The following is a 24,146-nucleotide window of genomic DNA, read 5'->3' on the forward strand; positions in this document are numbered from 1 at the left end:
ATTCTACTGGCCTCGCGCCGCAATTTACAGGGGCGCGACACACAGCGTTGCGCAAGCGACGCCGACTGGATTCAGGATGGGCTGCTTCCGGGTGGGTCGACCGGCGTGGTGGCCGGGGCAGGCGCACTCTGTTGTGGCACTTCTGCCGCTGGCACACGCTCCAGACGCAGGGTCGCACGGCGATTCTTGGCGCGATTGGCGTCGCTGGTGTTCGGCACCAGCGGGTAACGCTCGCCATGAAAACGCATGGTGATCTGCTCGACCGGTATGCCGCCGGCCACCAGATACTCCTGCACCGCCAGTGCACGGCGGCGTGACAGGTCGCGATTGGTCAGGCGGTTACCACTGTTATCGGCGTGACCGTCGATCTGAAAGCTGTTGATGCTCGGGTCGGCTTTGACGAAGTCGAGGATGATGTCGAGCTTGGACTTGGCCATTGGGTCGAGATCGATGCCGCCACCGGGAAAGCCGATCTGCGCCTGGCGAATCTGATCGAAATTGACCGGCAGCAACTTGGCGGTACAGGCTTGGTAGTCCTCATAAGCCTTGTGAAACTTCACCGGCAGCAGGCGCACCTCCAGGTTGTCGCCGCCATTGAGCGTGCGGTGGCGCACCAGCGGGCTGCGCCCTTCGAGCAAACCGGTGAGCAGGCGCGCGCCCTGCTCCTGCGAGCTGTTGAACGGCACCTCGCCGTTACCAACACTGACTACTCCCAGGTTGATATCACCGCGCCCCGGCTGCCAGGGCGCCGCCGCCGCCAGCAAGGTCGCCGACCCCGCGCCCATCCAGCGCTCGCGGGCCTTGAGGCGGAAGGTGACTTGTTCACCCGCGCGGCGCACGAACTCACCGCTGCCGAAATTGCTGATCGGCTGGCTCAGGCGACACTCGAACTGATCACCTTCTACCGTCCACTCCACCTTCTCCAGTCGCGTCTGGAAGCTGATGGCATGCGCAGGCATGCATAAAGGCATGCCTGCCAGCAGGCTGATCAGAAGGAAATTGGACGCACGCACGACAGGCTCCACGGCGGTTCACGGCATTCCCAAGGGGTATCGGTCAGGTTCGCGAAAACTTGACCCCCTGCGTGCGATTGTCACGCTGGCGCGAGCGCGAACAGGCGCTTTTCAGGTACCATGCGGCCACGTTTTACCCGCCTGGAAGCCTCCATGTCCGACCGTCTGACTCTTCTGCGTCCCGATGACTGGCACATCCACCTGCGCGATGGCGCGGTGCTGCCACATACCGTCGGCGATGCCGCGCGCACCTTCGGCCGCGCCATCATCATGCCCAACCTGGTACCGCCGGTACGCAACGCCGCCGAGGCTGACGCCTATCGCCAGCGCATTCTCGCGGCGCGCCCGGCTGGCAGCCGCTTCGAGCCGCTGATGGTGCTTTACCTCACCGACAACACCAGCCCCGAAGACGTACGCGCGGCCAAGGCCAGCGGTTTCGTGCATGCCGCCAAGCTCTACCCGGCCGGTGCCACCACCAACTCCGACTTGGGCGTGACCAGCATCGACAAGATCTTCCCAGCGCTGGAAGCCATGGCCGAAGTCGGCATGCTGCTGCTGGTGCATGGCGAAGTGACCCGCGCCGAGATCGACGTGTTCGACCGCGAGAAGGCCTTCATCGATGAGCACCTGACCCGCGTGGTCGAACGCTTCCCCACCCTGAAAGTGGTGTTCGAGCACATCACCACCCGTGACGCGGTGCAGTTCGTCGAGGCCACCTCGGCCAACGTCGGCGCCACCATCACCGCGCACCACCTGCTGTACAACCGCAACCACATGCTGGTGGGCGGCATTCGCCCGCACTTCTATTGCCTGCCGATCCTCAAGCGCAACGTGCACCAGGAAGCCCTGCTCGATGCCGCCACCAGCGGCAACGCCAAGTTCTTCCTCGGCACCGACTCGGCGCCACATGCCAAGCACGCCAAGGAAGCCGCCTGCGGCTGCGCCGGCTGCTACACCGCCTATGCCGCCATCGAGCTGTATGCCGAGGCATTCGAGCAGCGCAACGCCCTGGACAAGCTGGAAGCCTTCGCCAGCTGCCACGGCCCGGACTTCTACGGCCTGCCGCGCAACACCGACAGCATCACCCTGGTGCGTGAAGAGTGGACCGTACCGGCCAGCCTGCCGCTGGGCGACAACAGCGTAATCCCGCTGCGTGCCGGCGAAACCCTGCGCTGGAAATTGCTGGAGGCTCAGGCGTGAGCGAAGACAACTACGACGACGAACTCGAACCGAGCCTGCCGTCCGGCCCGCGCACGCCCATGGCAGCGCGCTTTCGCGGTTATCTGCCGGTTGTGGTGGACGTGGAAACCGGTGGTTTCAACAGCGCCACCGACGCCCTGCTGGAAATCGCCGCGACCACCATTGCCATGGACGAGAGCGGCTTTCTCTACTCGGACCATACCCACTTCTTCCGCGTCGAGCCCTTCGAGGGCGCCAATATCGAAGCGGCGGCGCTGGAGTTCACCGGTATCAAGCTCGACCACCCGCTGCGCATGGCGGTGAGCGAAGAACACGCGCTGGGTGAAATCTTCAAGGGCCTGCGCAAGTCGATCAAATCGGCCGGCTGCAAGCGTGCGATCCTGGTCGGGCACAACAGCAGCTTCGACCTGGGTTTTCTCAACGCTGCGGTGGCGCGTTGCGGCATCAAGCGCAACCCCTTCCACCCCTTCTCCAGCTTCGACACCGCCACCCTCGCCGGCCTCGCCTACGGCCAGACCGTGCTGGCCAAGGCCTGCCAGGCAGCGGGCATCGAATTCGACGGCAAGGAAGCGCACTCGGCCCGTTACGACACCGAGAAAACCGCCGAACTGTTCTGCGGCATCGTCAACCGCTGGAAGGAAATGGGCGGCTGGGACGAGTTCGATCAGTAGGCCCCCCCGATATGAAAAAACCGGCGAAAGCCGGTTTTTTCATATCGGGCCTCATGGCCTGCACCGTTCGTCAGGAGATGCGAGCATTCGCAATCGATCTTTGACAAGCATTCTCATTAACATTAGTATCCGACCCATCGAACAGAACCACCAAGACGAGCCTTGCTTATGTACGTCTGCCTCTGTGAAGGTGTCACCGATACGCAAATCCGCGATGCGGTCTACGAGGGCTGCTGCAGCTATCGTGAAGTGCGCGGCACACTCGGCATCGCCAGCCAGTGCGGCAAGTGCGCGTGCCTGGCCAAGCAGGTCGTGCGCGAAACCATCGCCGAAGTGCAGAGCAGCCAGGCCTCGCTGGCCTATCCTGCAGGCTTCGTCGCCGCCTGAACCTGACCCGCAAATAAAAAACCGGATTGTACAATCCGGTTTTTTTCGTCTCGCAGAAAGCCTCGATGCATCTTGCAGGCTACAGGCTGTCACGCTCCAGGTGATCGAGGTCCACCGCTTGACCCGGCTTGGCGTGCAGCCTGGCGCGAATATCCTCGAAGATCGCATCGTATTCGGCATGCGCCCGCATGATCGGGCTGTGATTGGGCGACAGGCCATGCCTGGCGACCAAACGGGAGATCACGCTGGCGAAGTTGAAGGCGGTATCGCGGTGCATCGCGAAGACTTCCTCGAAGGCCTTGCCGTCGATCTCGCCCACCAGACGCCCGTGCAGCATGGGCCCTTCTTGCGAATCCTTGCGCACCTCATAGTAAAAATCGATGCTGTAACCAGGTTGCCCGCCCAGGCCAGGCGGATTGCTGCGATGCAGGTGACCGGGTTCGAACATGCTGCTCTCTCCTCTGCCGTAACGCCGCTTGATGCGTCCTGACGGATCGCCCGAAGAGTCTAGTACGCCACTTCCAACCCTGCATGCGCCATTTCAGTGCAGGGTCGAATCCCCTGCCCTTTCCTGGACCAGCACCCAGGGGGCGACCACAACTGCCCACAACTGGGGGTCACGCGCGAGCAGATCTTCGGCACGGGAATCTTCGAGCTTGCACAACAGGCCTTGGTTCATCCATTGCGCGACTCGGGCCTGATCGTTCTCGGCCACAGCATGCGCGACCGCCACCAGATCCTGACTACCCTCGACCCAAAGCAACGCACCACGCGCAAAGAATGGCTGCAGTTCCTGCCAGCGAATCGGTGCCGTTTCACCGAGCAGCTTGGCATAGAGGGTGCTAGATTGATCCGTCATGGTGTATCCCGTGTCGATGGCGTTGAATGCAGGCGCGCAATGATAGCGCCGGTAACTGCCCTGGCAATCGCATGACGCTCGCCAGCCGACACAGGCCACGCCGTTTTTCTATACATTCCTTGCAATATAGCGACAACCCCGCGTTCCGCCTTCAGCAGCCGGCTTTTCAAGGCGCAAATCCGCGCTCTAAACTGCTCCGGTACAGTTGCCGGAGGCATTACCCGGGTCATGGACTCGGTTCTGCAGCTTCGGCCGCAAGAACTACAACAACGAAAAACATAAGAGTGGAGCACTCATGAACAAGGCTAAGCAGATTTCCAAGCTGTTCGCGGCAATGGCACTGGCGGGGGCGGCCAGTTATTCGATGGCAGCCGACAACATCAAGATCGCCCTGGCTGGCCCGGTAACCGGCGCAGTTGCCCAGTACGGCGAAATGCAGTTCATCGGCGCCAAGATGGCCATCGAGCAGATCAACAAGGCTGGCGGCGTGAATGGCGCCCAGCTCGAAGGCGTGGTCTACGACGACGCCTGCGATCCCAAGCAGGCCGTTGCCGTGGCCAACAAGATCGTCAACGACGGCGTCAAGTTCGTGGTTGGCCACCTGTGCTCCAGCTCCACTCAGCCGGCCTCGGACATCTACGAAGACGAAGGCATCCTGATGATCACCGCGGCCTCCACCAGCCCGGACATCACCGCTCGCGGTTACGAACTGGTGTTCCGCACCATCGGCCTGGACAGCCTGCAAGGCCCGACCGCAGGCAACTTCATCGCTGACCACATCAAGCCGAAGACCGTTGCCGTCATCCACGACAAGCAGCAGTACGGTGAAGGCATCGCCACTGCAGTCAAGCAGACCCTGGAAAGCAAAGGCGTGAAGGTTTCCCTGTTCGAAGGCATCAACGCCGGCGACAAGGACTTCTCCGCACTGATCGCCAAGCTCAATCAAGCGGGCGTCGATTTCGTCTACTACGGCGGCTACCACCCGGAACTGGGCCTGCTGCTGCGCCAGACCAAAGAGCGCGGTCTGAACGTCAAGTTCATGGGTCCGGAAGGCGTCGGCAACTCCGAAATCTCCGCCATTGCCGGCCCGGCTTCCGAAGGTCTGCTGGTCACCCTGCCGAAGTCCTTCGACCAGGATCCGAAGAACCAGGCGCTGGTAGAAGCCTTCAAGGCCAAGAACGAAGACTCGAGCGGTCCGTTCGTGTTCCCGGCCTACGCTGCTGTTCAGGTGATCGCCGAAGGCATCGAGAAAGCCGGCGACACCGATACCGCCAAGGTAGCGGCTGCCCTGCGCGCCAACAGCTTCGACACCCCCACCGGCACCCTGGCCTTCGACGAGAAGGGCGACCTGAAGGACTTCAGCTTCGTGGTGTACGAGTGGCACCAGGACGGCACCAAGTCCGAAGCCAAGTAACCCCGCCGAAGAAGCTGATTCATGAGCTAGCGAGCTAGCGCCCGCCATTGACCCGGCGGGCCGACGCGCAGCAGATCATGAACAGGTTCTTAACCCAGAGCCCACTGCTGCAGTGGGCTTTGTTCATTAGAAGAATTCCGGCCTCGCGCTGCGCCACAAGCGCCGCTTCACGCAAGCGCCCAGGAGTTAGGCAATGCCTGATCTTTACCACTACCTGCAACAGTTGCTCAATGGCCTGACCATTGGCAGCACCTATGCCCTGATCGCCATCGGCTACACCATGGTCTACGGCATCATCGGCATGATCAACTTCGCCCATGGCGAGGTTTACATGATTGGCTCCTACATAGCCTTCACCGTGATTGCCGGCCTCGCCATGTTCGGCCTGGAAGCCGTGCCCTTCGTGATGATCGCGGCCTTCGCCGCCACCATGATCGTCACCAGCGCCTACGGTTACAGCATCGAACGGGTGGCCTATCGCCCCCTGCGCGGTGGCAACCGCCTGATCCCACTGATCTCCGCGATCGGTATGTCGATTTTCCTGCAGAACGCCGTGTTGCTTTCGCAGGACTCCAAGGACAAGGCCATCCCCAGCCTGCTGCCGGGCAACTTCATCCTTGGTGAAAGCGCGGCCAACGGCGTGGTGGTGTCTTACATGCAGGTGCTGATCTTCATCGTCACCTTCGTCACCATGATCGCGCTGACCCTGTTCATCTCGCGTTCGCGTCTGGGCCGCGCCTGCCGCGCCTGCGCCGAAGACCTGAAGATGGCCAACCTGCTCGGCATCAATACCAACAACATCATCGCCCTGACCTTCGTCATCGGCGCTGCGCTGGCCGCCATCGCCTCGGTATTGCTGGGCATGAACTACGGTGTGATCAACCCGCACCTGGGCTTCCTCGCCGGCATCAAGGCCTTCACCGCCGCGGTACTCGGCGGCATCGGCAGCATCCCGGGCGCAGTACTCGGTGGCCTGCTGCTGGGCGTGGCCGAAGCCTTCGGCGCCGATATCTTTGGTGATCAATACAAGGACGTGGTGGCGTTCAGCCTGCTGGTGCTGGTGCTGCTGTTCCGTCCCACCGGCATCCTTGGCCGCCCGGAGGTGGAAAAGGTATGAGCCGCAACCTCAAATCCGCGATTTTCAGCGCCCTGCTGGTGCTGATCATCTCCTACCCGGTACTGGGCCTGAAACTCAGCACCATCGGTATCAGCCTGCGTGTCGAAGGCGCTACTGCCTTCGAACTCTGGTGCATCGGTGGTGCTGCTGCGCTGGTCTTCCTCTGGCAACTGCTGCGTGACCAACTGACCCCGGCCTGGGCCAAACTGCCCAAGCTGCCCAGTGGTTCCGGGCAAATTGGCAACTTCCTCACCCTGCCCTCCACCCAACGCTGGATCATCCTGGCGATGGTCATGGTGGCACTGGTGTGGCCGTTCTTCGCCAGTCGCGGCGCGGTGGATATCGCCACGTTGATCCTGATCTACGTGATGCTCGGCCTCGGCCTGAACATCGTCGTCGGCCTGGCTGGTCTGCTCGACCTGGGCTACGTCGGCTTCTACGCTGTGGGCGCCTACAGCTATGCGATCCTGGCGCACTACTTCGGCCTGGGTTTCTGGATCTGCCTGCCGCTGGCCGGCATGATGGCGGCGCTGTTCGGCTTCCTGCTGGGTTTCCCGGTGCTGCGCCTGCGCGGTGACTACCTGGCCATCGTGACCTTGGGCTTCGGCGAGATCATTCGCATCCTGCTGCGCAACCTGACCGAGTACACCGGTGGCCCCAACGGTCTGAGCATCGCCAACGAGAACAAACCGACGCTGTTCGGTCTGTCCTTCGAGCGCCGTGTGCCGGCCGATATGCCGACCTTCCATGGCTACTTCGAGATTGCCTACAACTCGCAGTACAAGGTGATTTTCCTCTACCTGATCGCCCTGCTGCTGGTGCTGCTGACCCTGTTTCTGGTCAACCGCCTGCTGCGCATGCCGATCGGTCGTGCCTGGGAAGCGCTGCGTGAAGACGAGATTGCCTGCCGCGCGCTGGGCCTGAACCCGACCGTGATCAAGCTTTCGGCCTTCACCATCGGTGCCAGCCTGGCCGGTTTCGCCGGCAGCTTCTTCGCCGCGCGTCAGGGCCTGGTGACACCGGAGTCGTTCACCTTCATCGAGTCGGCGATGATTCTCGCCATCGTCGTGCTGGGTGGCATGGGCTCGCAGCTGGGCGTGATCCTCGCGGCCATCATCATGGTGATGCTGCAGGAGATGCGTGAGCTGAGCGAGTACCGCATGCTGTTCTTCGGTCTGGTCATGATCTTCATGATGATCTGGCGCCCGCAAGGGTTGCTGCCGATGCAACGTCCCCACCTGGAGCTGAAGCGATGAGCCGCACGATTCTCGAAGTAAGCGGCCTGTCCATGCGTTTCGGCGGCCTGCTGGCCGTCAACGGGGTGGGCCTGAACGTCAAGGAAAAGCAGGTGGTCTCGATGATCGGCCCGAACGGCGCCGGCAAGACCACCGTATTCAACTGCCTGACCGGTTTCTATCAGCCGAGCTCCGGCAGCATCCGCCTCAATGGCGAAGCGATCGAAGGCCTGCCCGGCCACAAGATCGCCCGCAAGGGCGTGGTACGGACCTTCCAGAACGTACGCCTGTTCAAGGACATGACCGCGGTGGAAAACCTGCTGGTGGCCCAGCATCGCCATCTGAACACCGGCTACCTGGCCGGCCTGTTCAAGACCCCGGCCTTCCGCCGCAGCGAACGCGAGGCCATGGAGTACGCCGCCTACTGGCTGGAGCAGGTCGACCTGGTGGACTTCGCCAACCGTAGCGCCGGCACCCTGGCCTACGGTCAGCAGCGCCGCCTGGAAATCGCCCGCTGCATGATGACCCGCCCGAGCATTCTCATGCTCGACGAGCCGGCCGCCGGCCTCAACCCGCGCGAAACCGAAGACCTCAAAGCGCTGATCGGTGTGCTGCGTGACGAGCACGACGTCACCGTGCTGCTGATCGAGCACGACATGAAGCTGGTGATGAGCATTTCCGACCACATCTACGTGATCAACCAGGGCACTCCCCTGGCCGACGGCACGCCGGACGACATCCGCAACAACCCGGACGTGATCAAAGCCTATCTGGGGGAGGCGTAATCCATGCTGAGTTTCAACAACGTCTCAACCTTCTACGGCAAGATCCAGGCGCTGCACGACGTCAGCATCGACGTGCAGAAAGGCGAGATCGTCACCCTGATCGGTGCCAACGGTGCCGGCAAGTCGACCCTGCTGATGACCCTGTGCGGCAACCCGCGCGCCACCAGAGGCAGCATCCGCTATATGGGTGAAGAACTGGTGGGCATGGATACCCCGGAGATCATGCGCAAGAGCATCGCCATCGTGCCGGAAGGCCGTCGCGTGTTCGCCCGCCTGACCGTCGAGGAAAACCTGGCCATGGGCGGCTTCTTCGGTGACAAGGCGGACAATCAGGAGCAACTGGACAAGGTTCTGCACCTGTTCCCGCGCCTGAAGGAGCGCTTCGCCCAGCGCGCCGGCACCATGAGCGGCGGCGAGCAGCAGATGCTCGCCATCGGCCGTGCGTTGATGAGCAAGCCCAACCTGCTGCTGCTCGACGAGCCGTCGCTGGGCCTGGCGCCGATCATCATCCAGCAGATCTTCGACATCATCGAGCAACTGCGCAAAGACGGCGTGACCGTGTTCCTGGTCGAGCAGAACGCCAACCAGGCGCTGAAGCTGGCTGATCGCGGTTATGTGCTGGAGAACGGCCACATCGTCATGCGTGGCAGCGGCGAAGAGTTGCTCAACGACCCCAAGGTACGCGACGCCTACCTCGGCGGCTAAGCGCACCCTCTGACATCGGAACCGCCCTTCGGGGCGGTTTCTTTTTAGCTGCGGGAGTGCAACGCTCCACATTGGATCGCCCGCAAGCGGGCTCCTACACACAGCAAGACCAGCGCCTCCTGTAGGAGCCGGCTGGCCGGCGATCATGGCGTGCTGGCGAACTCTTAAGCGAATATTTCCACCATCTTGCGTCAAAAGAACCGAGTATTAGTCTCAACGACTCTGCCCTCATGAGCACAGACCATGCGCAAGCCTCTGCTTCTGCTACTGGCCATCTCCCTGTTGTTGGGTGCCTGCAGCCGTGTCGATCTGGCCTATCGCAACCTCGATTGGCTGATTCCCTGGAAGCTGGGCGACTACGTGGCACTGACCCGCGAGCAGAGCGCCTGGCTCAAACCCCAGTTGCAGGAGCATCTGGCCTGGCACTGCAGTGTCGAGCTGCCGCGTTATCTCGACTGGCTGCAACGCAGTCAGCAGGCGTTGAACAACCGTGACAGCGAGCTGATGGCCAGCCAGTTGGCTGATGTTGAACAGGCCATGCAGCGCCTCGCCGTGGAGGTCACACCCAGCACCATCGAACTGCTGCGTGGCCTCAGTCCACGTCAGGTCGAGCAGTTGGTGACGGCCATGGACGAGCAGAGTGCCAAGCTACGCGAGGAGTTTCTCGAACCGCCACTGGCCGAGCAGATCAGTAACCGTGCCGAACGTATGGAAAAACGTCTGCAACCCTGGTTCGGCAAGCTGAATGCCGAACAACGCGAACGCGTACGCGTCTGGGCAGCAGGCCTGGGCGAGCAAAACCAGGTCTGGCTGGAAAACCGCGTGGCCTGGCAACAGGCGCTGCGCGAAGCACTGGATGTTCGCCGTGGTGATGATTTCGCGGCGCGCATGACCGCCCTGCTGCAACAGCGCGAACGCTTCTATACCGATGCCTATCGGGCCAGCTATGCAAGCAACCGCCAGGCCATGGCCGAGATGATCGTCGACCTGGTCAGGCAAGCGGACTCAACGCAACTGGCGCGCGCCGACAAGCATCTGCAAAGCCTTCATGCTGACCTGGCCGCACAGCAGTGCACGACTGATCAGGCAGTCGTGCAGCGCTGAAGCAACGCTCAGAGCGCCGGCAGGCGCCACTCGATCGGTTGCAGGCCATTCTGGCTGAGGAACTGGTTACAGCGACTGAAATGGCCATTGCCGATAAAACCGCGATGCGCCGACAGCGGCGACGGATGCGGTGAGCGCAGCACCAGATGCTTGGTCGGGTCGATCAGACGCTGCTTGCTCTGCGCGTGGCTGCCCCAGAGCAGGAACACCAGCTTGGGCTGCTGTTGGCTGACCACCTCGATCACCCGGTCGGTGAAGAACTGCCAGCCCTTGCCTGCGTGCGAACCGGCGTTGGCACGCTCCACCGTCAGCGAGGTATTGAGCAGCAGCACGCCCTGCTCGGCCCAGCTCTGCAAGTAGCCATGGGCGGGAATATCGATATTGAGATCGCGCTTGAGCTCCTTGTAGATGTTCAGCAGTGACGGCGGTGTTGGCACGCCCGGCTGCACCGAGAAGCACAGGCCATGGGCCTGACCGGGGCCGTGGTAAGGATCCTGACCGATGATCACCACCTTGACCTGATCCAGCGGCGTGGAATTCAGCGCATTGAAGATCAGCGGGCCCGGCGGGTAAATCTCCTTGCCTGCGGCCTTCTCTGCCCGCAGGAACTCACCCAGCGCCTTCATGTAGGGTTTGTCGAACTCCTCGCGCAGTGCGTGCTTCCAACTGGCTTCGAGCTTGATGTGGTCATCGGTCATGCAAACGTCCTGCGTGCCTTGAAACGAATGCAGGCACGCTAGTGATGGGGTTGCGGCAAGTCAAGGACATGAGCCTGCGACAGGTGTCAGCATGCTTTGCTAGCCTATTGCCCACCACCCTTGATGCTTTTGGGACTCCATGTCGACCATCACCGATACCCTGCGCCTGGCGCTGCTCAATCGTTTTATCAAAGGCGAGGCCAAGATCCCGCAAATGCCCGAAGCAGCCATGCGTATCCGCAAGCTGCTGGACAACCCGATGACCTCTACCGAACAACTGGCGCGGGTGATAAATGGCAACCCGCCCCTGGCGGCTTACCTGATGCAGTTCTCCAGCTCACCACTGGTGCGCGGCAATCGTCCGTGCGCCTCCCTGCGCGAGTTGCTCGACCGTCTGGGCACCCGCCAGCTGGCAGACCTGGTACTGGGCTTCAGCCTGCAACACCTGTTCAGCAGCACCGATGCGTTGTTACAACAGGCGTTTCGTTTGCGCTGGCGTCATGCGCGCGAGCGTGCGGCACACTGTGCAGTGCTGGCGCAACGCACAGGGTTATCAATGGACGACGCCATGCTCGCCGGCCTCCTGCAGGACATCGGCAGCCTGCCGCTGCTCTCGGAGCTGGAGCATTGGCCGCAGGTCTCTCGTGACGCGGCCACGCTGGAAGGACTCTGCGAATCACTCTCCGGTAATCTGGGAGCGTTGATCCTCACGCGCTGGCAACTGCCACCTGCCGTCGTCGAGTGCGCACGCCAGTATGGACAATGGCAGCGCGAACATGACGGCCCTGCCGACCTGGCCGATCTGGTGCTACTGGCCAGCGCCCTGCAAGGGACACATGAACCAGAAGCACCCTTGCCCGCGCAGATCAAACTGGGCCTGGAACAGCCCCTGGCAACCTTGCGTCAGGAGCTGGCCGATGAACTGAGCCTGTGGAAGCGCCTGCTGGCCTGAGCCGGCGCTGACACGGAGAGTTCATCCAGGCTACGGCTCGCAAGCGATGGCAGGCGGCCGTTATGTTAGCCCTGGTGCAGCGCCCGGTAATGACTGGGCGCCATCCCCACCACCTTGCGAAACAGCCGCGAGAAATAATACGGATCGTCATAACCCAGTTGCTCGGCGACCTGGCGTACCTCGATATCCCCACGGTCGAGCAGGCGGCAGGCCAGGGCCATCTTCAACTGGATGAAGTCCTGAATCGGCGCCTGTCCGGTCAGCGCCCGGTAGGTCTTGGCGAAGTGAAAACGCGACAGCTTGAACTGGGCGGCCAGTTCATCGAGGTTGAGGCTGCCGTGCAGATGTTCGCGCATCACCGCTTGCACCGCCTCGATATCCAGCACCCGCCCGGATTTCAGACTGACTCGCGCCGGCAATGCCGCCAGCGAGCTGAGCATGGCCTGCAAGCGGTGCGCGGCATGAATCGCGGGCGCAGCGTTGAGCCCCTGGCGCTGCAGGCCCAGTAACGCTTCGAAGTCCCCCAGCAAGCGCGGCTGCACCCCGATACGACGCTGCATCTGCGCGCCCAGCAGATGCAGGAAGTCCTGGCTGAGGCTGCCGTCGAAATGCACCCAATAGATTGTCCAGGGGCTTTGCCCATCGGCGCCATAGGCATGTGCCACGCCCTTGGGCAGCAGCAGCAGATCGCCAGCCACGACCTCTAATCGTCCATCCGCCGTTTCCAGCCAACCCTTGCCCGAGCGGCAGTAGATCAGCAAGTGATCATCCGGCCGTGCACGCTGCATCTGATGCCCGACCGCTTCCGGATAGAAGCCCATGGCCAGCGGATAGCAGCCTGCGCTCAGGGGGTGGCGCTGCAGCAAACGGCGCAGGCGTGGCGGTGTGATGAAACGCTGTCCACCGAGTGGCAACGGCCAGTTTGAAGTTTCCACCCGCGCGCCCATACCAGCGACCTCGCCACACCTATGAATACCAAGATCGTCCATCCATTGACCAAGATCGTCAATCCACAAGCGCCTCGCCAAGGGCTATAACGGAGCACAGACAAGAACAACAGGAGGCCACGATGCCCCATACCCTGCCGCAACTGATCGACGGTCAATGGCTGCAAAGCTAGGCCACGGATCTGATCGAAGTCACCGACCCGGCCACCCAGGAGGTGATCGCCCTCGCCCCCAAAGCCACCGCAGAGGAAATCGAGGCGGCAGTCGCCAGTGCGCAGAAGGCCTTCCTCGCCTGGCGCGAGGTGCCGGTGTCGGAACGCGCGCGCCTGATGCTGCGCTACCAGCACCTGCTCAAGGAGCATCACGACGAACTGGCGGAGATTCTTGCCCAGGAAACCGGCAAGACTTTTGCCGACGCCAAGGGCGACGTCTGGCGTGGCATCGAAGTGGCCGAACACGCGGCCAATATCGCCAGCCTGATGATGGGCGAGACGGTGGAGAACGTCGCACGCGAAATCGACACCGCCAGTTGGATCCAGCCGCTGGGTGTGTGCGTCGGCATCACCCCGTTCAACTTCCCGGCGATGATTCCGCTGTGGATGTTCCCGCTGGCCATCGCCTGCGGTAATACCTTCATCCTAAAGCCGTCCGAACAGGATCCGCTGACGCCCAATCGCCTGGCCGAGCTGTTCCTCGAAGCCGGCGCGCCGGCTGGTGTGCTGCAAGTGCTGCATGGCGGTCGCGAACAGGTCGATGCACTGCTGGTACATCCGGCCGTGCGCGCGATCTCCTTCGTCGGCTCGGTCAACGTGGGCCAGCATGTCTACCGTACCGGCACCCAGCACCTGAAGCGCGTGCAGGCTTTCGCCGGGGCCAAGAACCATATGGTGATCATGCCGGATGCACCGAAGGATCAGGTGCTCAGCAACCTGCTCGGCGCCAGTTGCGGCGCCGCCGGGCAACGCTGCATGGCCATCAGCGTGGCGGTGTTCGTCGGCGAATCGAAACAGTGGATCGACGAGCTGGCCGAGCAGATGGCCGCACTGCGTCCCGGCCACTGGCAGGACAGCGGCGCCGCCTATGGCCCGCTGATCAGCCCGCAGGCACGCCAGCGCGTGCTGCATCTGATCGAACAGGGCAAGGCTGAAGGCGCCGAATGCCTGCTCGACGGATCGCAGTGCACGGTGGAGGAGTATCCGAATGGCAACTGGGTCGGGCCGACCCTGTTCCGTGGCGTGACGACGGAGATGAGCCTGTACCGCGAGGAAATCTTCGGCCCGGTGCTGGTGTGCATGCAGGTCGATACCCTCGAAGAGGCCATCGAACTGGTCAACGCCAGCCCCTACGGCAACGGTACCAGCCTGTTCACCCGCTCCGGCGGCGCTGCGCGGCATTTCCAGCATGCGATTGAAGTCGGCCAGGTGGGCATCAACGTACCGATCCCGGTACCACTGCCGTTCTTCTCCTTCACTGGCTGGAAGGGCTCGTTCTACGGTGATCTGCACGCCTACGGCAAGCAGGCGGTGCGCTTCTATACCGAAACCAAGACCGTGACCAGTCGCTGGTTCGACGACACGCCGCTTGAGGCCGGGCCGAACATGACCATTCAACTGAAATGAGAACGGCGTTCTTATTAGACGAAAAGACGATCACGAGAACTGGACAAGCGGCGTAAAAAGACTCTGCAGAAAAAACAAGGAGAACTGCAATGCGCCACCTGTCCGCCATCCTGGCCCTCTGGGCCGGAATCACCGCCTGTGCGCAGGCTGCCGAGCCGATCACCCTCGGTCTCAACTACCCGCGCACCGGCCCGTATAAAGAGGAGGGACTGGCGCAGATGCGTGGAGCCCTGCTGGCCATCGATGAAATCAACGCCGCAGGCGGTGTCCTCGGGCGGCCCTTGCGCCTGTCCAGCAAGGACACCGCCTCGCGTCCGGCCAAGGCCGTGAAGAACGTCGACAAGCTGGCGGCCGAGGGTGCGGCCATGCTCTTTGGTGGTTCTTCCAGCGCGGTGGCCATCGCTGCCGGCAAGCGTGCCAAGGAACACGGCCTGCTGTATTTCGGCACCCTCACCTACTCCAACGACACCACCGGCAAGGACGGCCATCGCTACATGTTCCGCGAGTGCAACAACGCCTGGATGAGCGCTCAGGTGCTCGGCCAGTACCTGAACAAGACCTTGCCGAACAAACGCTATTTCTACGTTACCGCCGACTACACCTGGGGCCACACCACCGAAGCTTCACTGCGCCAAGCCACGGCCAGTGACAACGTGGGCCAGCATGCCGGGGTTCGCACGCCCTTCCCCGGCGCGCGCCTGGCCGACTATACCGATGCCCTGACCCAGGCCGCTGCGAGCAATGCCGACATTCTGGCCCTGGTACTGTTTGGTGAAGACCTGGTGCGTGCCATGCGCATTGCCCATGACCTGGGCCTGACCAGCCGCATGCAGATCGTCGCCCCGAACCTGACCCAAAGCATGGTCGAACAAGCCGGCCCCGGTTTGATGCAGGGTGTGATCGGTACCGAGCCCTGGACCTGGCGCGTACCGGCACTGGAGAAATCTGCCCGTGGTGAAGCCTTCGTCGAAGCCTTCAGGACTCGCTACGAGATGTATCCCTCCAGCTCTGCGGCCTCGGCCTACAGCATCGTGCAGCAATGGGCCGATGCCGCCACCCGAGCCAGGAGCCTCGACAGCGAAGCCTTGATCAAGGCGCTGGAAGGTCATCGCTACACCTTGCTCAAGGATGAACAGCAATGGCGTGCCTTCGATCACCAGAACCTGCAGACGGTCTATGCCGTGAAGGTAAAAACCCGCGACGAGGTACTCAAGGACCCGCTCAAGCAGGACTACTTCGAGATCGTCGACCGCCTCGACGCCAGCAGCGCCCTGCCCAGCCTCGCCGACTGGCAGGCCGAGCGCCGCGCAGCCGGCCAACCCCTGACCTTGCAATGAGATGCCATGGACTTCGAACTCAGTGACGAACAACGCCTGCTTACCGACAGCGCACGTGCCTTCGCCGCACGGGAGCTGGCACCCCACGCCGCCGACTGGGATCGCGACCATCACTTCCCCGTCGAGGTGATTCGCCGCGCCGCCGAGCAGGGCTACCTGGCCCTGTATATCGCCGAAGAAGATGGCGGCCTGGGCCTCTCGCGGCTGTCCAGTTCACTGATCTTCGAGCAATTGGCGGCCGGCTGCGTGGCCACCACCGCCTACCTGACCATCCACAACATGGCCACCTGGATGCTCGCCAGCTTCGCCGACCAGGCGCTCAAGGACACCTGGTTGCCGGGGCTGATTTCCGGCCAGACGCTGGCCTCCTACTGCCTTACCGAACCGGACGCTGGCTCCGACGCCGCCAACCTGCGCACCCGCGCCCGCCGCGAGGGCGACGAGTACGTGATCGACGGCAGCAAATGCTTTATCTCCGGCGCCGGCAGCACCCAGGTGCTGATCGTCATGGCACGCACAGGTGAGGATGGCGCCAAGGGCATCTCCTGCTTCCTGGTGCCGGCCGATGCCCCTGGTGTGCGCTACGGGCGCAACGAGGACAAGATGGGCTGGAAGGCGCAGCCGACCCGCACCATCACCTTCGAGGGCGTGCGTATTCCCGCCAGCCACCTTATCGGCCCGGAAGGCGAAGGCTTCGTCTACGCGATGAAGGGCCTCGATGGTGGCCGTCTGAATATTGCCAGTTGCTCGCTCGGTGCCGCTCAGGCGGCGCTGGAACAGAGCCTGCGCTACGTCGAGGAACGCAAGCAGTTCGGCAAGCCGCTCAGCCAGTTCCAGGCGCTGCAATTCAAACTCGCCGACATGCTCACCGACCTCACCGCCAGCCGGCAGATGGTGCGCCTGGCCGCACACAAGCTCGACCACGGGCATGGCGAAGCCAGCCTGTATTGCGCCATGGCCAAGCGCTTCGCCACCGACCACTGCTTCGCGGTGTGCAACGAGGCGCTGCAACTGCATGGCGGCTATGGCTATCTGAACGACTATCCGCTGGAACGCTGGGTACGCGACGCCCGCGTGCATCAGATCCTGGAAGGCACCAACGAAATCATGCGGGTGATCGTCGCCCGCCGCCTGCTGCTGCAGGGCGGCATGCTCGATCGCCTGCTGTAACCGCTTAGATCCCTCTCCTTCCGGGAGAGGGAAGATTACCGACGAGGTCTGTCATGAGCACTGCAATCGAAACCTACAAACCCGGCATCTTCGACTTGACCCACAAGCTCACCGTGGAGAAGCACGGCCACACCGCGCTGATCACCATCAACCACCCGCCGGCCAACACCTGGGATCGTGACTCGCTGATCGGCCTCAAGCAGGTGATCGAACACCTCAACCGTGACGACGAGGTCTACGCCCTGGTGGTAACCGGCCAGGGGCCGAAGTTCTTTTCCGCCGGCGCCGACCTGAACATGTTCGCTGACGGCGACAAGGCTCGCGCCCGCGAAATGGCGCGGCGCTTCGGCGAGGCCTTCGAGACCCTGCGTGATTTCCGTGGCGTGTCCATCGCCGCGATCAACGGCTACGCCATGGGCGGCGGCCTGGAGTGCGCCCTGGCCTGCGACATTCGCATCGCCGAACGCCAGGCGCAGATGGCCCTGCCGGAAGCCGCCGTGGGCCTGTTGCCCTGCGCCGGCGGCACCCAGGCGCTGCCCTGGCTGGTCGGCGAAGGCTGGGCCAAGCGCATGATTCTCTGCGGCGAACGCATCGATGCTGAAACGGCCCTGCGCATCGGCCTGGTCGAACAGGTGGTGGACACCGGCGAAGCGCGCGGCACCGCCCTGTTGCTGGCCTCCAAGGTGGCGCGGCAGAGCCCGGTAGCGGTACGCACCATCAAACCGCTGATCCAGGGCGCCCGCCAGCGCGGCCCGAACACCTGGCTGCCGGAGGAGCGCGAGCGCTTCGTCGACCTGTTCGATGCCGACGACACCCGCGAAGGCGTCAACGCCTTCCTGGAAAAACGCGATCCGCAGTGGCGTAACAAGTAAGCACGCTCGTAGGGTGGACGTCGCCTTTCACGTCCACCACAACACACGCGGTGGATGGACAAAGCGCCCTCCACCCTACGCGGGAAACACGCATGAACCTGCAATTCGAAGAACGCCCCAGCCTGCACGGCTACCGCATCGGCATCGCCAGCCTGGATGCCGAGAAGAGCCTCAACGCCCTCTCCCTGCCGATGATCGAAGCGCTCGATGCGCGCCTGCATGCCTGGGCCGATGACCCCGAGATCGCCTGCGTGGTGCTGCGTGGCAACGGCGCCAAGGCCTTCTGCGCCGGCGGCGATGTGGTGCAACTGGTCAATCAGTGCCGCGAAAAACCGGGTGAAGTACCGCCGCTGGCACGACGCTTCTTCGCCGACGAATACCGTCTCGATTACCGCATTCACACCTACCCAAAACCCTTCATCTGTTGGGCCCACGGCCATGTACTGGGTGGCGGCATGGGCCTGATGCAGGGCGCCGGCATCCGCATCGTCACCCCCAGCAGTCGTCTGGGGATGCCGGAAATCAATATCGGCCTGTACCCGGATGTCGGCGGCAGTTGGTTCCTCGCCCGTCTGCCGGGTCGCCTGGGCCTGTTCCTTGGTCTCACCGCGGCCAGCATCAATGCCCGTGATGCGCTGGACCTGAACCTGGCCGACCGCTTCCTGCGCGACGACCAGCAAGACGCTCTGCTCGACGGCCTGGTGCAACTGAACTGGCGCGAGCAGCCCAACGCTCAGCTGCACAGCCTGCTGCGCGCGCTGGAAAGCGAGGCGCGCAGCGAACTGCCCGCCGCGCAGTGGCTACCATATCGCGAGCGTATCGACACGCTGCTCGATGTCGCCGACCTGCCGGCTGCCGTGCAGGCACTCAGCACCCTGCAGCAGGACGACGACGCCCTGCTCGCCCGCGCCGCCAAGACCCTGGCCCACGGCTGCCCACTGACCGCGCACCTGGTCTGGGAGCAGATCAAACGTGCCCGTCACCTGTCGCTGGCCGAGGTGTTCCGCATGGAATACGTCATGAGCCTGAATTGCTGCCGCCACCCGGAATTCCCCGAAGGCGTACGCGCCCGCCTGATCGACAAGGATCAGACGCCACACTGGCATTGGCCGGACGTGGCCGCGATCCCAGCAGCCGTGATCGACGCGCACTTCGCCCCAGCCTGGGATGGCGAACATCCGTTGGCAGACTTGTAGGGAACACTAAAGCAAGCACGTAGCCCGGTTGAAATCCGGGAGAACCCGGAACCAACCCCCGGATTGCATCCGGGCTACAAACAATCGGTGTGCCCGGGCGACACCGCGCCACCCAACAGCAAGGAGAACCGCCATGACCCAGATCGCCTTTATCGGCCTCGGCCACATGGGCCTGCCCATGGCCCGCAACCTGCTCAAGGCGGGCTACCCGCTGAAAGTCTTCGACCTGGTGCAAAGCGCCGTTGACACCCTGGCAAGCGAAGGCGCCGTGGCAGCCGACAGCGCCGTAGACGCCATCGAACAGGCGCAGGTGGTGATCAGCATGCTGCCGGCGAGCCGCCATGTGGAAAACCTGTACCTGGGAGAAGGCGGTCTGCTCGAACGACTCAAGGCCGGCACGCTCGTTATCGAATGCTCGACCATCGCCCCGGAGTCCGCGCGCAAGGTGCACGCCGCTGCCCGCGAGCGCGGCATCTCTCTGCTCGATGCGCCGGTATCCGGTGGTACCGGTGGCGCGGCGGCCGGCACCCTGACCTTCATGGTCGGTGGTGAGGCACAGGCGCTGGAGCGCGCCCGACCTTTGCTCGAAAAAATGGGCAAGAACATCTTCCACGCCGGCCCGGATGGCGCCGGCCAGGTAGCCAAGGTCTGCAACAACCAGGTACTCGCGGTGCAGATGATCGCCACCGCCGAAGCCATGGCCATGGGCGTGGCCAACGGCCTGGAGCCGGCCGTTCTGGCCGAGATCATGCGGCAGAGTTCCGGTGGCAACTGGACGCTGGAGAAGTACAACCCCTGGCCCGGCGTAATGGAAAACGCGCCGGCCTCGAAGGGCTACAGCGGCGGTTTCATGGCCGAACTGATGGCCAAGGACCTCGGCCTGGCCCAGGAAACCGCCAGCCACAACGGCAACAGCGCGCCGATGGGCGCGTTGGCGCTGCAGCTCTACCGCCTGCTGCTCAAGCAGGGCAAGGGCAAGCAGGACTTTTCGGTGGTACAGCAGTTGTTCGTGTAGTCGCCCCTTACCGTAGCCTGGATGTAAGCCGGGCTACGCTAGGAATGCGCGTTTATAGAACCTGCAAATCGCGAATTACGTCCCTGCGTAAAGCTCAACAGCTTCGCCCCGAGGCGGGGCTCCTACAGTGGAAGCGCTCAAACGCCCCCGAAGGAGCTGCGCCTCGCAGCGAATTGCGGCTGTCAGCCCAATACAAACCCAGGTGCCCAACTTCAAGGCTTGGCCCCCATGAAACTCATGCTGCTAGCGCTCGCGAAAGGCCTCGGAGCGCGCGCGCAAAATCGGTTTGAGCAGGTAACTCAAAATGCTCTTCTTACCCGTGAGAATATCCACTGACGCAACCATCCCAGGAATGATCAGCAAGGGCTGATCTTCGTTACCCAGATGACTCTTCTCCGTACGCAACTGAATCAGGTAGAAGCTATTGCCCTCTTCATCGGTTACGGTATCAGCACCGATCTGTTCCAGCTCAGCCTTAAGCCCGCCGTAGATGGTGTAGTCATAAGCCGTGAACTTCACCGTCGCCATCTGGCCTGGGTGGAGAAAGGCAATGTCTTGTGGGCGAATACGCGCCTCGACCAGTAGTGAGTCATCTAGCGGTACGATCTCGACCAGATCACTACCCGGCTGAATGACTCCACCGATGGTATTGACCAACAGTTGCTTGACGATACCACGCACCGGCGAGGTGACCAGCGTTCGCTTGACTCGATCCTCCAGCGCCCGCCCGGTCGATTGAATCTTGTTCAGCTCGGTTCGTGCCTCACCAAGCTGGCTCAGGGCCTCACTACGAAAGCGTCCACGGGTTTCATCGATCTTGCGTTCGACCTCGGTGATCGCGGCCTGAGCACGCGGTATCGCCAGGGTAGTCGCTTCCAATTGTCCGCGACTCTCTACCTCGGCTCGCTTGAGTCTCAGCACCTCTACCGCTGAAATCGCACCTTCAGCGACCAATGGCTCGGACATGCGAATCTCCTGACGCAGCAGTTCCAGGCTATTGCGAAACTGCCCCTGCTTGGATGTGAATTCGCGTAGTTCCTGACGACGCTGGGTAAGCTGCTCCTCGAGTCCTGCAACCTCGTCACGCAACTGTTGCTGACGACTCAAAAACAACTGCATCTCGCTTTCAGCCTGGCGTGGATCCTGAGCACTCATGGCCTCAGGAATTTCCAGGTCACGTCCGGCGACTTCCGCGCTCAAACGCTCGACACGCAGTTGCAGTGCCATTCGGTCGGCCTCGGTCTCACCGACATTCGACGCAAAGCGCGTATCATCCAGACGGATCAGAGGTGCCCCCGCCTCCACGATCTGGCCGTCGCGCACGAAAATCTCGGCGACGATACCACCTTCCAGGTTCTGGATTTTCTGCAGACGTGAAGAAGGCACCGCCTTACCATCGCCACGGGTGACTTCCTCAACTTCTGCAAAATGCGCCCAGAGCAGAAAAAACGCTACAAAGCCGATCAACGCCCAGATGGTCAAACGCACCACCCGTGGAGCATCCTCGATAAGTGCCTTGCGCACTTCGGGCAAGGGCTCGCTGCCTATACTCTCGGAACCACCAGAAAAATACTGCTGAACAGATTGGCGCAACGACTTACCCGACACTGATCTGCCCCTTCTTCAATGCTTCCATAACAGAACCTTTCGGGCCATCGGCAATGATTCGGCCACGGTCGATAATGATCAACCGGTCGACCAGACTAAGCATTGATGCTCGGTGGGTTACCAGCAGCAGAGTCTTATTGACAGAAATAGAGGCCAAGCGTTGCTTAAGTCGCTCCTCAGTGGCGTTGTCCATAGCGCTGGTCGGCTCGTCCAGCAGCAGGATGGTGGGATCAAGCAACAAGGCTCGAGCCAAGGCAACGTTCTGCCGCTGACCACCCGATAACTGCTGGCCGCGCTCGCCAACCTGAAGTTCATAGCCTTTCGGATGCAACCGGGCGAACTCGTGAACGCCGGCCATTTCCGATGCCTGCAATACCAAATCGTCCTCGACGTAACGGGCGCCGCTCACCAAGTTATCGCGCAAGGTTCCAGAAAACAGCTGGATGTCCTGTGGGACATAGCCGATGTTGTGACGCAAGTCGCTTACATCCAGCTGGCGTACATCCATACCGTCGATCAGCAGGCTCCCAGCATCGGCCTGGTGCAGCCCGATGATCAGCTTGGCCAGCGAACTCTTGCCTGAGCCGCTACGACCGATGATGCCGATTTTCTCGCCCGGACGAATCGTCAGGTTGATGTCCTTGAGTGCAGCCTGCTCCTGCTCCGGATAATGGAAATCCACCTGACGGAATTCGATCGCGCCCTGCAGGGTCTCCCGTTTGAGCGGCCTCTCTTCTTCATGTCTTTCCTGCGGCAGATTCATCATCTGGTTGACCGAGTCGAGAGTTACCCGCGCCTGCTGGTAGCGAGTCAGCAAGCCCGAAACCTGCGTCAGCGGTGCCAGAGCACGGCTACCAAGCATGTAGCAGGCGATCAGGCCACCCATGCTGAGGTTGCCTGCGATTATCATATAAACCCCTAGCACAATAGTTACGACGCCTGCCAACTGTTGCAGGAAAACCGTGCTGTTCATGGCGAAGGTGGACAACATGCGCGCCCGCAGCTCCAGACGACTCAGAGTGCCGATGGTCTGCTCCCACAGGTACTGGCGCTCGCTCTCGGCATTGTTGGCCTTGACGGCATCAAGCCCGCCCAGGGTTTCGATCAGACTGGATTGCCGCTCGGAGGCCAAGGCCATGCTGCGCTCCATCACTTGTGCCAGAGGGCGCTGCAATATCAGTCCAATCATTGCGGCAATCGGAAACGCCAGCAGCGGAATCCAAACCAGATGCCCGCCAATGAAGGCGATCACGGCCAGAATCAGCAAGGTAAACGGCAGATCGATCACACTCGCCAAGGTCAACGAGGCCATAAAGTCTCGCAGACTCTGAAACTCGTGAATATTCTGCGCGAAGCTGCCGACGCGTGCCGGACGGTGCTTCATCGACATTCCAGCGATGCGCTCGAACAAGGTTGCCGAAATGATCAGATCGGTCTTCTTGCCCGCAAGATCCAGGCACAACCCACGCAGGGTCTTGAGCAAAAGATCGAAGATAAAGGCACCTGCCACTCCAATGGCCAGCACCCAGAGGGTCGCCGTTGCCTGGTTGGGTACGACCCGGTCATAGACGTTCATCACGAACAACGGAATACTCAGACCGATCATATTGATGATCAGACTTGCCGCAATCGCATCGACGTAAAGCCCTCGCGATAACATCAACGTATCGCGGAACCAGGATTGAGTCCGGGGTATCAGCTCACCACGATCGATATCGAAGCGGTGCCGCGGCTGGGCGAAGAATGCCTGACCGCTGTAATCGGCTGCCAACTCCTGTGCATCGATCCAGACCTCGCCCCCCTCGCTTTCACTGGGCATCACCCGTGCCCGGCCCTGTTCATCCCAGGCCAGCAACAGGGCACTGCGGCCATCACGAAGCAGCAATAGCGCGGGCAGAGCGATGGCTGAAATCTTCTGCAAGGGCCTGCGCAACAAGCGCCCCTGTAGTCCGGCACGCGCAGCAGCACGCGGCAACAGCTCGGCGCTCAGACGTTGCGCCGGCAGTGGCAAGCCATTGGTCAACATCGCCCGGCTGGCAGGTCGCTGATGCAGAGTGCACAACGAAAGCAGACTATCGAGCAGTGGATCGTCATAGCGATCCCGAGGATCAGAAAGGCTTGGAGAGGGGCTGCACTCTACGGTCACAGAGGATCACTCGCATAAAGATAGGTAGCAAAAGCCATGTACCAGAAAAGCAAAAAAACGGTTGGGAACCCCGCTTACACACTGTAAACGAGATCC

General features: G+C 62.1%; 23 protein-coding genes. 16 read left to right on the forward strand and 7 right to left on the reverse strand.

Annotation, left to right across the window (positions count from 1 at the left end):
• Positions 1 to 71: 71 nt before the first annotated feature.
• A complete protein-coding gene (locus tag J7655_RS14760; RefSeq protein ID WP_275948850.1) occupies positions 72 to 1,013 on the reverse strand; it encodes a flagellar protein MotY in 942 nt (313 codons plus the stop codon).
• A 153-nt stretch (positions 1,014 to 1,166) separates the two neighbouring features.
• Here J7655_RS14760 and pyrC point away from each other — a divergent pair, with 153 nt between their 5' ends.
• The 3 genes from pyrC (at position 1,167) to J7655_RS14775 (ending at position 3,271) form a co-directional block, all read left to right on the forward strand.
• The gene (gene pyrC, locus J7655_RS14765; protein WP_230925086.1) at positions 1,167 to 2,213 is read left to right on the forward strand and encodes a dihydroorotase; all 1,047 of its coding nucleotides are present in this window, start codon (positions 1,167 to 1,169) and stop codon (positions 2,211 to 2,213) included.
• Positions 2,210 to 2,884, forward strand: coding sequence for a ribonuclease T (rnt, locus tag J7655_RS14770; RefSeq protein ID WP_230925087.1), 675 nt, complete (start codon positions 2,210 to 2,212; stop codon positions 2,882 to 2,884). The genes pyrC and rnt overlap by 4 nt, the downstream gene beginning before the upstream one ends.
• A gap of 168 nt (positions 2,885 to 3,052) precedes the next feature.
• Positions 3,053 to 3,271 (forward strand): bacterioferritin-associated ferredoxin, encoded by a 219-nt coding sequence (locus tag J7655_RS14775; RefSeq protein WP_004423711.1) that lies wholly within the window; start codon positions 3,053 to 3,055, stop codon positions 3,269 to 3,271.
• 79 nt (positions 3,272 to 3,350) lie between these two features.
• Here J7655_RS14775 and J7655_RS14780 read toward each other — a convergent pair whose 3' ends face one another.
• Together J7655_RS14780 and J7655_RS14785 are read right to left on the reverse strand one after the other, a co-directional pair.
• Complete coding sequence (locus J7655_RS14780) at positions 3,351 to 3,719, reverse strand: DUF5064 family protein (protein WP_230925088.1); 369 nt, start codon at positions 3,717 to 3,719, stop codon at positions 3,351 to 3,353.
• Positions 3,720 to 3,812: 93 nt separating this feature from the next.
• Complete coding sequence (locus J7655_RS14785) at positions 3,813 to 4,130, reverse strand: DUF2288 domain-containing protein (protein ID WP_230925089.1); 318 nt, start codon at positions 4,128 to 4,130, stop codon at positions 3,813 to 3,815.
• A 295-nt stretch (positions 4,131 to 4,425) separates the two neighbouring features.
• On the opposite strand from J7655_RS14785, the gene J7655_RS14790 reads away from it, so the two are divergent.
• The 6 genes from J7655_RS14790 to J7655_RS14815 all read left to right on the forward strand — a co-directional run bounded on the left by J7655_RS14790 (position 4,426) and on the right by J7655_RS14815 (position 10,490).
• Entirely contained in the window at positions 4,426 to 5,544 is a 1,119-nt protein-coding gene (locus J7655_RS14790) for a branched-chain amino acid ABC transporter substrate-binding protein (protein ID WP_230925090.1), read from the forward strand.
• A gap of 193 nt (positions 5,545 to 5,737) precedes the next feature.
• A complete protein-coding gene (livH, locus tag J7655_RS14795) occupies positions 5,738 to 6,661 on the forward strand; it encodes a high-affinity branched-chain amino acid ABC transporter permease LivH (protein ID WP_147812057.1) in 924 nt (307 codons plus the stop codon).
• Entirely contained in the window at positions 6,658 to 7,917 is a 1,260-nt protein-coding gene (locus tag J7655_RS14800; RefSeq protein ID WP_230925091.1) for a high-affinity branched-chain amino acid ABC transporter permease LivM, read from the forward strand. Before livH ends, J7655_RS14800 begins: the two co-directional genes overlap by 4 nt.
• Entirely contained in the window at positions 7,914 to 8,681 is a 768-nt protein-coding gene (gene livG, locus J7655_RS14805) for a high-affinity branched-chain amino acid ABC transporter ATP-binding protein LivG (RefSeq protein WP_104730319.1), read from the forward strand. Before J7655_RS14800 ends, livG begins: the two co-directional genes overlap by 4 nt.
• Positions 8,682 to 8,684: 3 nt before the next feature.
• Entirely contained in the window at positions 8,685 to 9,386 is a 702-nt protein-coding gene (locus J7655_RS14810) for an ABC transporter ATP-binding protein (RefSeq protein WP_230925092.1), read from the forward strand.
• A 243-nt stretch (positions 9,387 to 9,629) separates the two neighbouring features.
• On the forward strand, positions 9,630 to 10,490 hold the full coding sequence (locus J7655_RS14815; RefSeq protein ID WP_230925093.1) for a DUF6279 family lipoprotein: 861 nt from the start codon (positions 9,630 to 9,632) through the stop codon (positions 10,488 to 10,490).
• Positions 10,491 to 10,498: 8 nt separating this feature from the next.
• Here J7655_RS14815 and ung read toward each other — a convergent pair whose 3' ends face one another.
• Positions 10,499 to 11,188 (reverse strand): uracil-DNA glycosylase, encoded by a 690-nt coding sequence (ung, locus tag J7655_RS14820; RefSeq protein ID WP_230925094.1) that lies wholly within the window; start codon positions 11,186 to 11,188, stop codon positions 10,499 to 10,501.
• 139 nt (positions 11,189 to 11,327) lie between these two features.
• Here ung and J7655_RS14825 point away from each other — a divergent pair, with 139 nt between their 5' ends.
• Complete coding sequence (locus J7655_RS14825) at positions 11,328 to 12,140, forward strand: HDOD domain-containing protein (RefSeq protein ID WP_230925095.1); 813 nt, start codon at positions 11,328 to 11,330, stop codon at positions 12,138 to 12,140.
• A 65-nt stretch (positions 12,141 to 12,205) separates the two neighbouring features.
• Here the strand turns inward: J7655_RS14825 and J7655_RS14830 are convergent, their stop codons facing one another.
• Positions 12,206 to 13,087 (reverse strand): AraC family transcriptional regulator, encoded by an 882-nt coding sequence (locus J7655_RS14830; RefSeq protein ID WP_230927735.1) that lies wholly within the window; start codon positions 13,085 to 13,087, stop codon positions 12,206 to 12,208.
• A gap of 182 nt (positions 13,088 to 13,269) precedes the next feature.
• Between J7655_RS14830 and J7655_RS14835 the strand changes: the two genes are divergently transcribed.
• The 6 genes from J7655_RS14835 to mmsB all read left to right on the forward strand — a co-directional run bounded on the left by J7655_RS14835 (position 13,270) and on the right by mmsB (position 20,296).
• A complete protein-coding gene (locus J7655_RS14835) occupies positions 13,270 to 14,706 on the forward strand; it encodes a CoA-acylating methylmalonate-semialdehyde dehydrogenase (protein ID WP_230927736.1) in 1,437 nt (478 codons plus the stop codon).
• Positions 14,707 to 14,795: 89 nt separating this feature from the next.
• Positions 14,796 to 16,043 carry an ABC transporter substrate-binding protein gene (locus tag J7655_RS14840; protein ID WP_230925096.1) on the forward strand — a complete coding sequence of 416 codons (1,248 nt, stop codon included), beginning with the start codon at positions 14,796 to 14,798 and terminating at the stop codon, positions 16,041 to 16,043.
• 6 nt (positions 16,044 to 16,049) lie between these two features.
• Positions 16,050 to 17,213, forward strand: a complete 1,164-nt coding sequence (locus J7655_RS14845) for an acyl-CoA dehydrogenase family protein (protein ID WP_230925097.1) — start codon at positions 16,050 to 16,052, stop codon at positions 17,211 to 17,213.
• A 53-nt stretch (positions 17,214 to 17,266) separates the two neighbouring features.
• Complete coding sequence (locus J7655_RS14850; protein ID WP_230925098.1) at positions 17,267 to 18,085, forward strand: enoyl-CoA hydratase; 819 nt, start codon at positions 17,267 to 17,269, stop codon at positions 18,083 to 18,085.
• A gap of 92 nt (positions 18,086 to 18,177) precedes the next feature.
• Positions 18,178 to 19,281, forward strand: a complete 1,104-nt coding sequence (locus J7655_RS14855; RefSeq protein ID WP_230925099.1) for an enoyl-CoA hydratase/isomerase family protein — start codon at positions 18,178 to 18,180, stop codon at positions 19,279 to 19,281.
• 133 nt (positions 19,282 to 19,414) lie between these two features.
• Positions 19,415 to 20,296, forward strand: coding sequence for a 3-hydroxyisobutyrate dehydrogenase (gene mmsB / locus J7655_RS14860; protein ID WP_230925100.1), 882 nt, complete (start codon positions 19,415 to 19,417; stop codon positions 20,294 to 20,296).
• Positions 20,297 to 20,539: 243 nt separating this feature from the next.
• On the opposite strand, the gene J7655_RS14865 is transcribed toward mmsB, so the two are convergent.
• Both J7655_RS14865 and J7655_RS14870 read right to left on the reverse strand, forming a co-directional pair.
• The gene (locus J7655_RS14865; RefSeq protein ID WP_230925101.1) at positions 20,540 to 21,904 is read right to left on the reverse strand and encodes an HlyD family type I secretion periplasmic adaptor subunit; all 1,365 of its coding nucleotides are present in this window, start codon (positions 21,902 to 21,904) and stop codon (positions 20,540 to 20,542) included.
• The gene (locus tag J7655_RS14870; RefSeq protein WP_230925102.1) at positions 21,894 to 24,050 is read right to left on the reverse strand and encodes a type I secretion system permease/ATPase; all 2,157 of its coding nucleotides are present in this window, start codon (positions 24,048 to 24,050) and stop codon (positions 21,894 to 21,896) included. Before J7655_RS14870 ends, J7655_RS14865 begins: the two co-directional genes overlap by 11 nt.
• Positions 24,051 to 24,146: the final 96 nt, after the last annotated feature.

It is taken from the genome of Pseudomonas wenzhouensis (assembly GCF_021029445.1).
Classification (GTDB): Bacteria; Pseudomonadota; Gammaproteobacteria; order Pseudomonadales; family Pseudomonadaceae; genus Aquipseudomonas; species Aquipseudomonas wenzhouensis.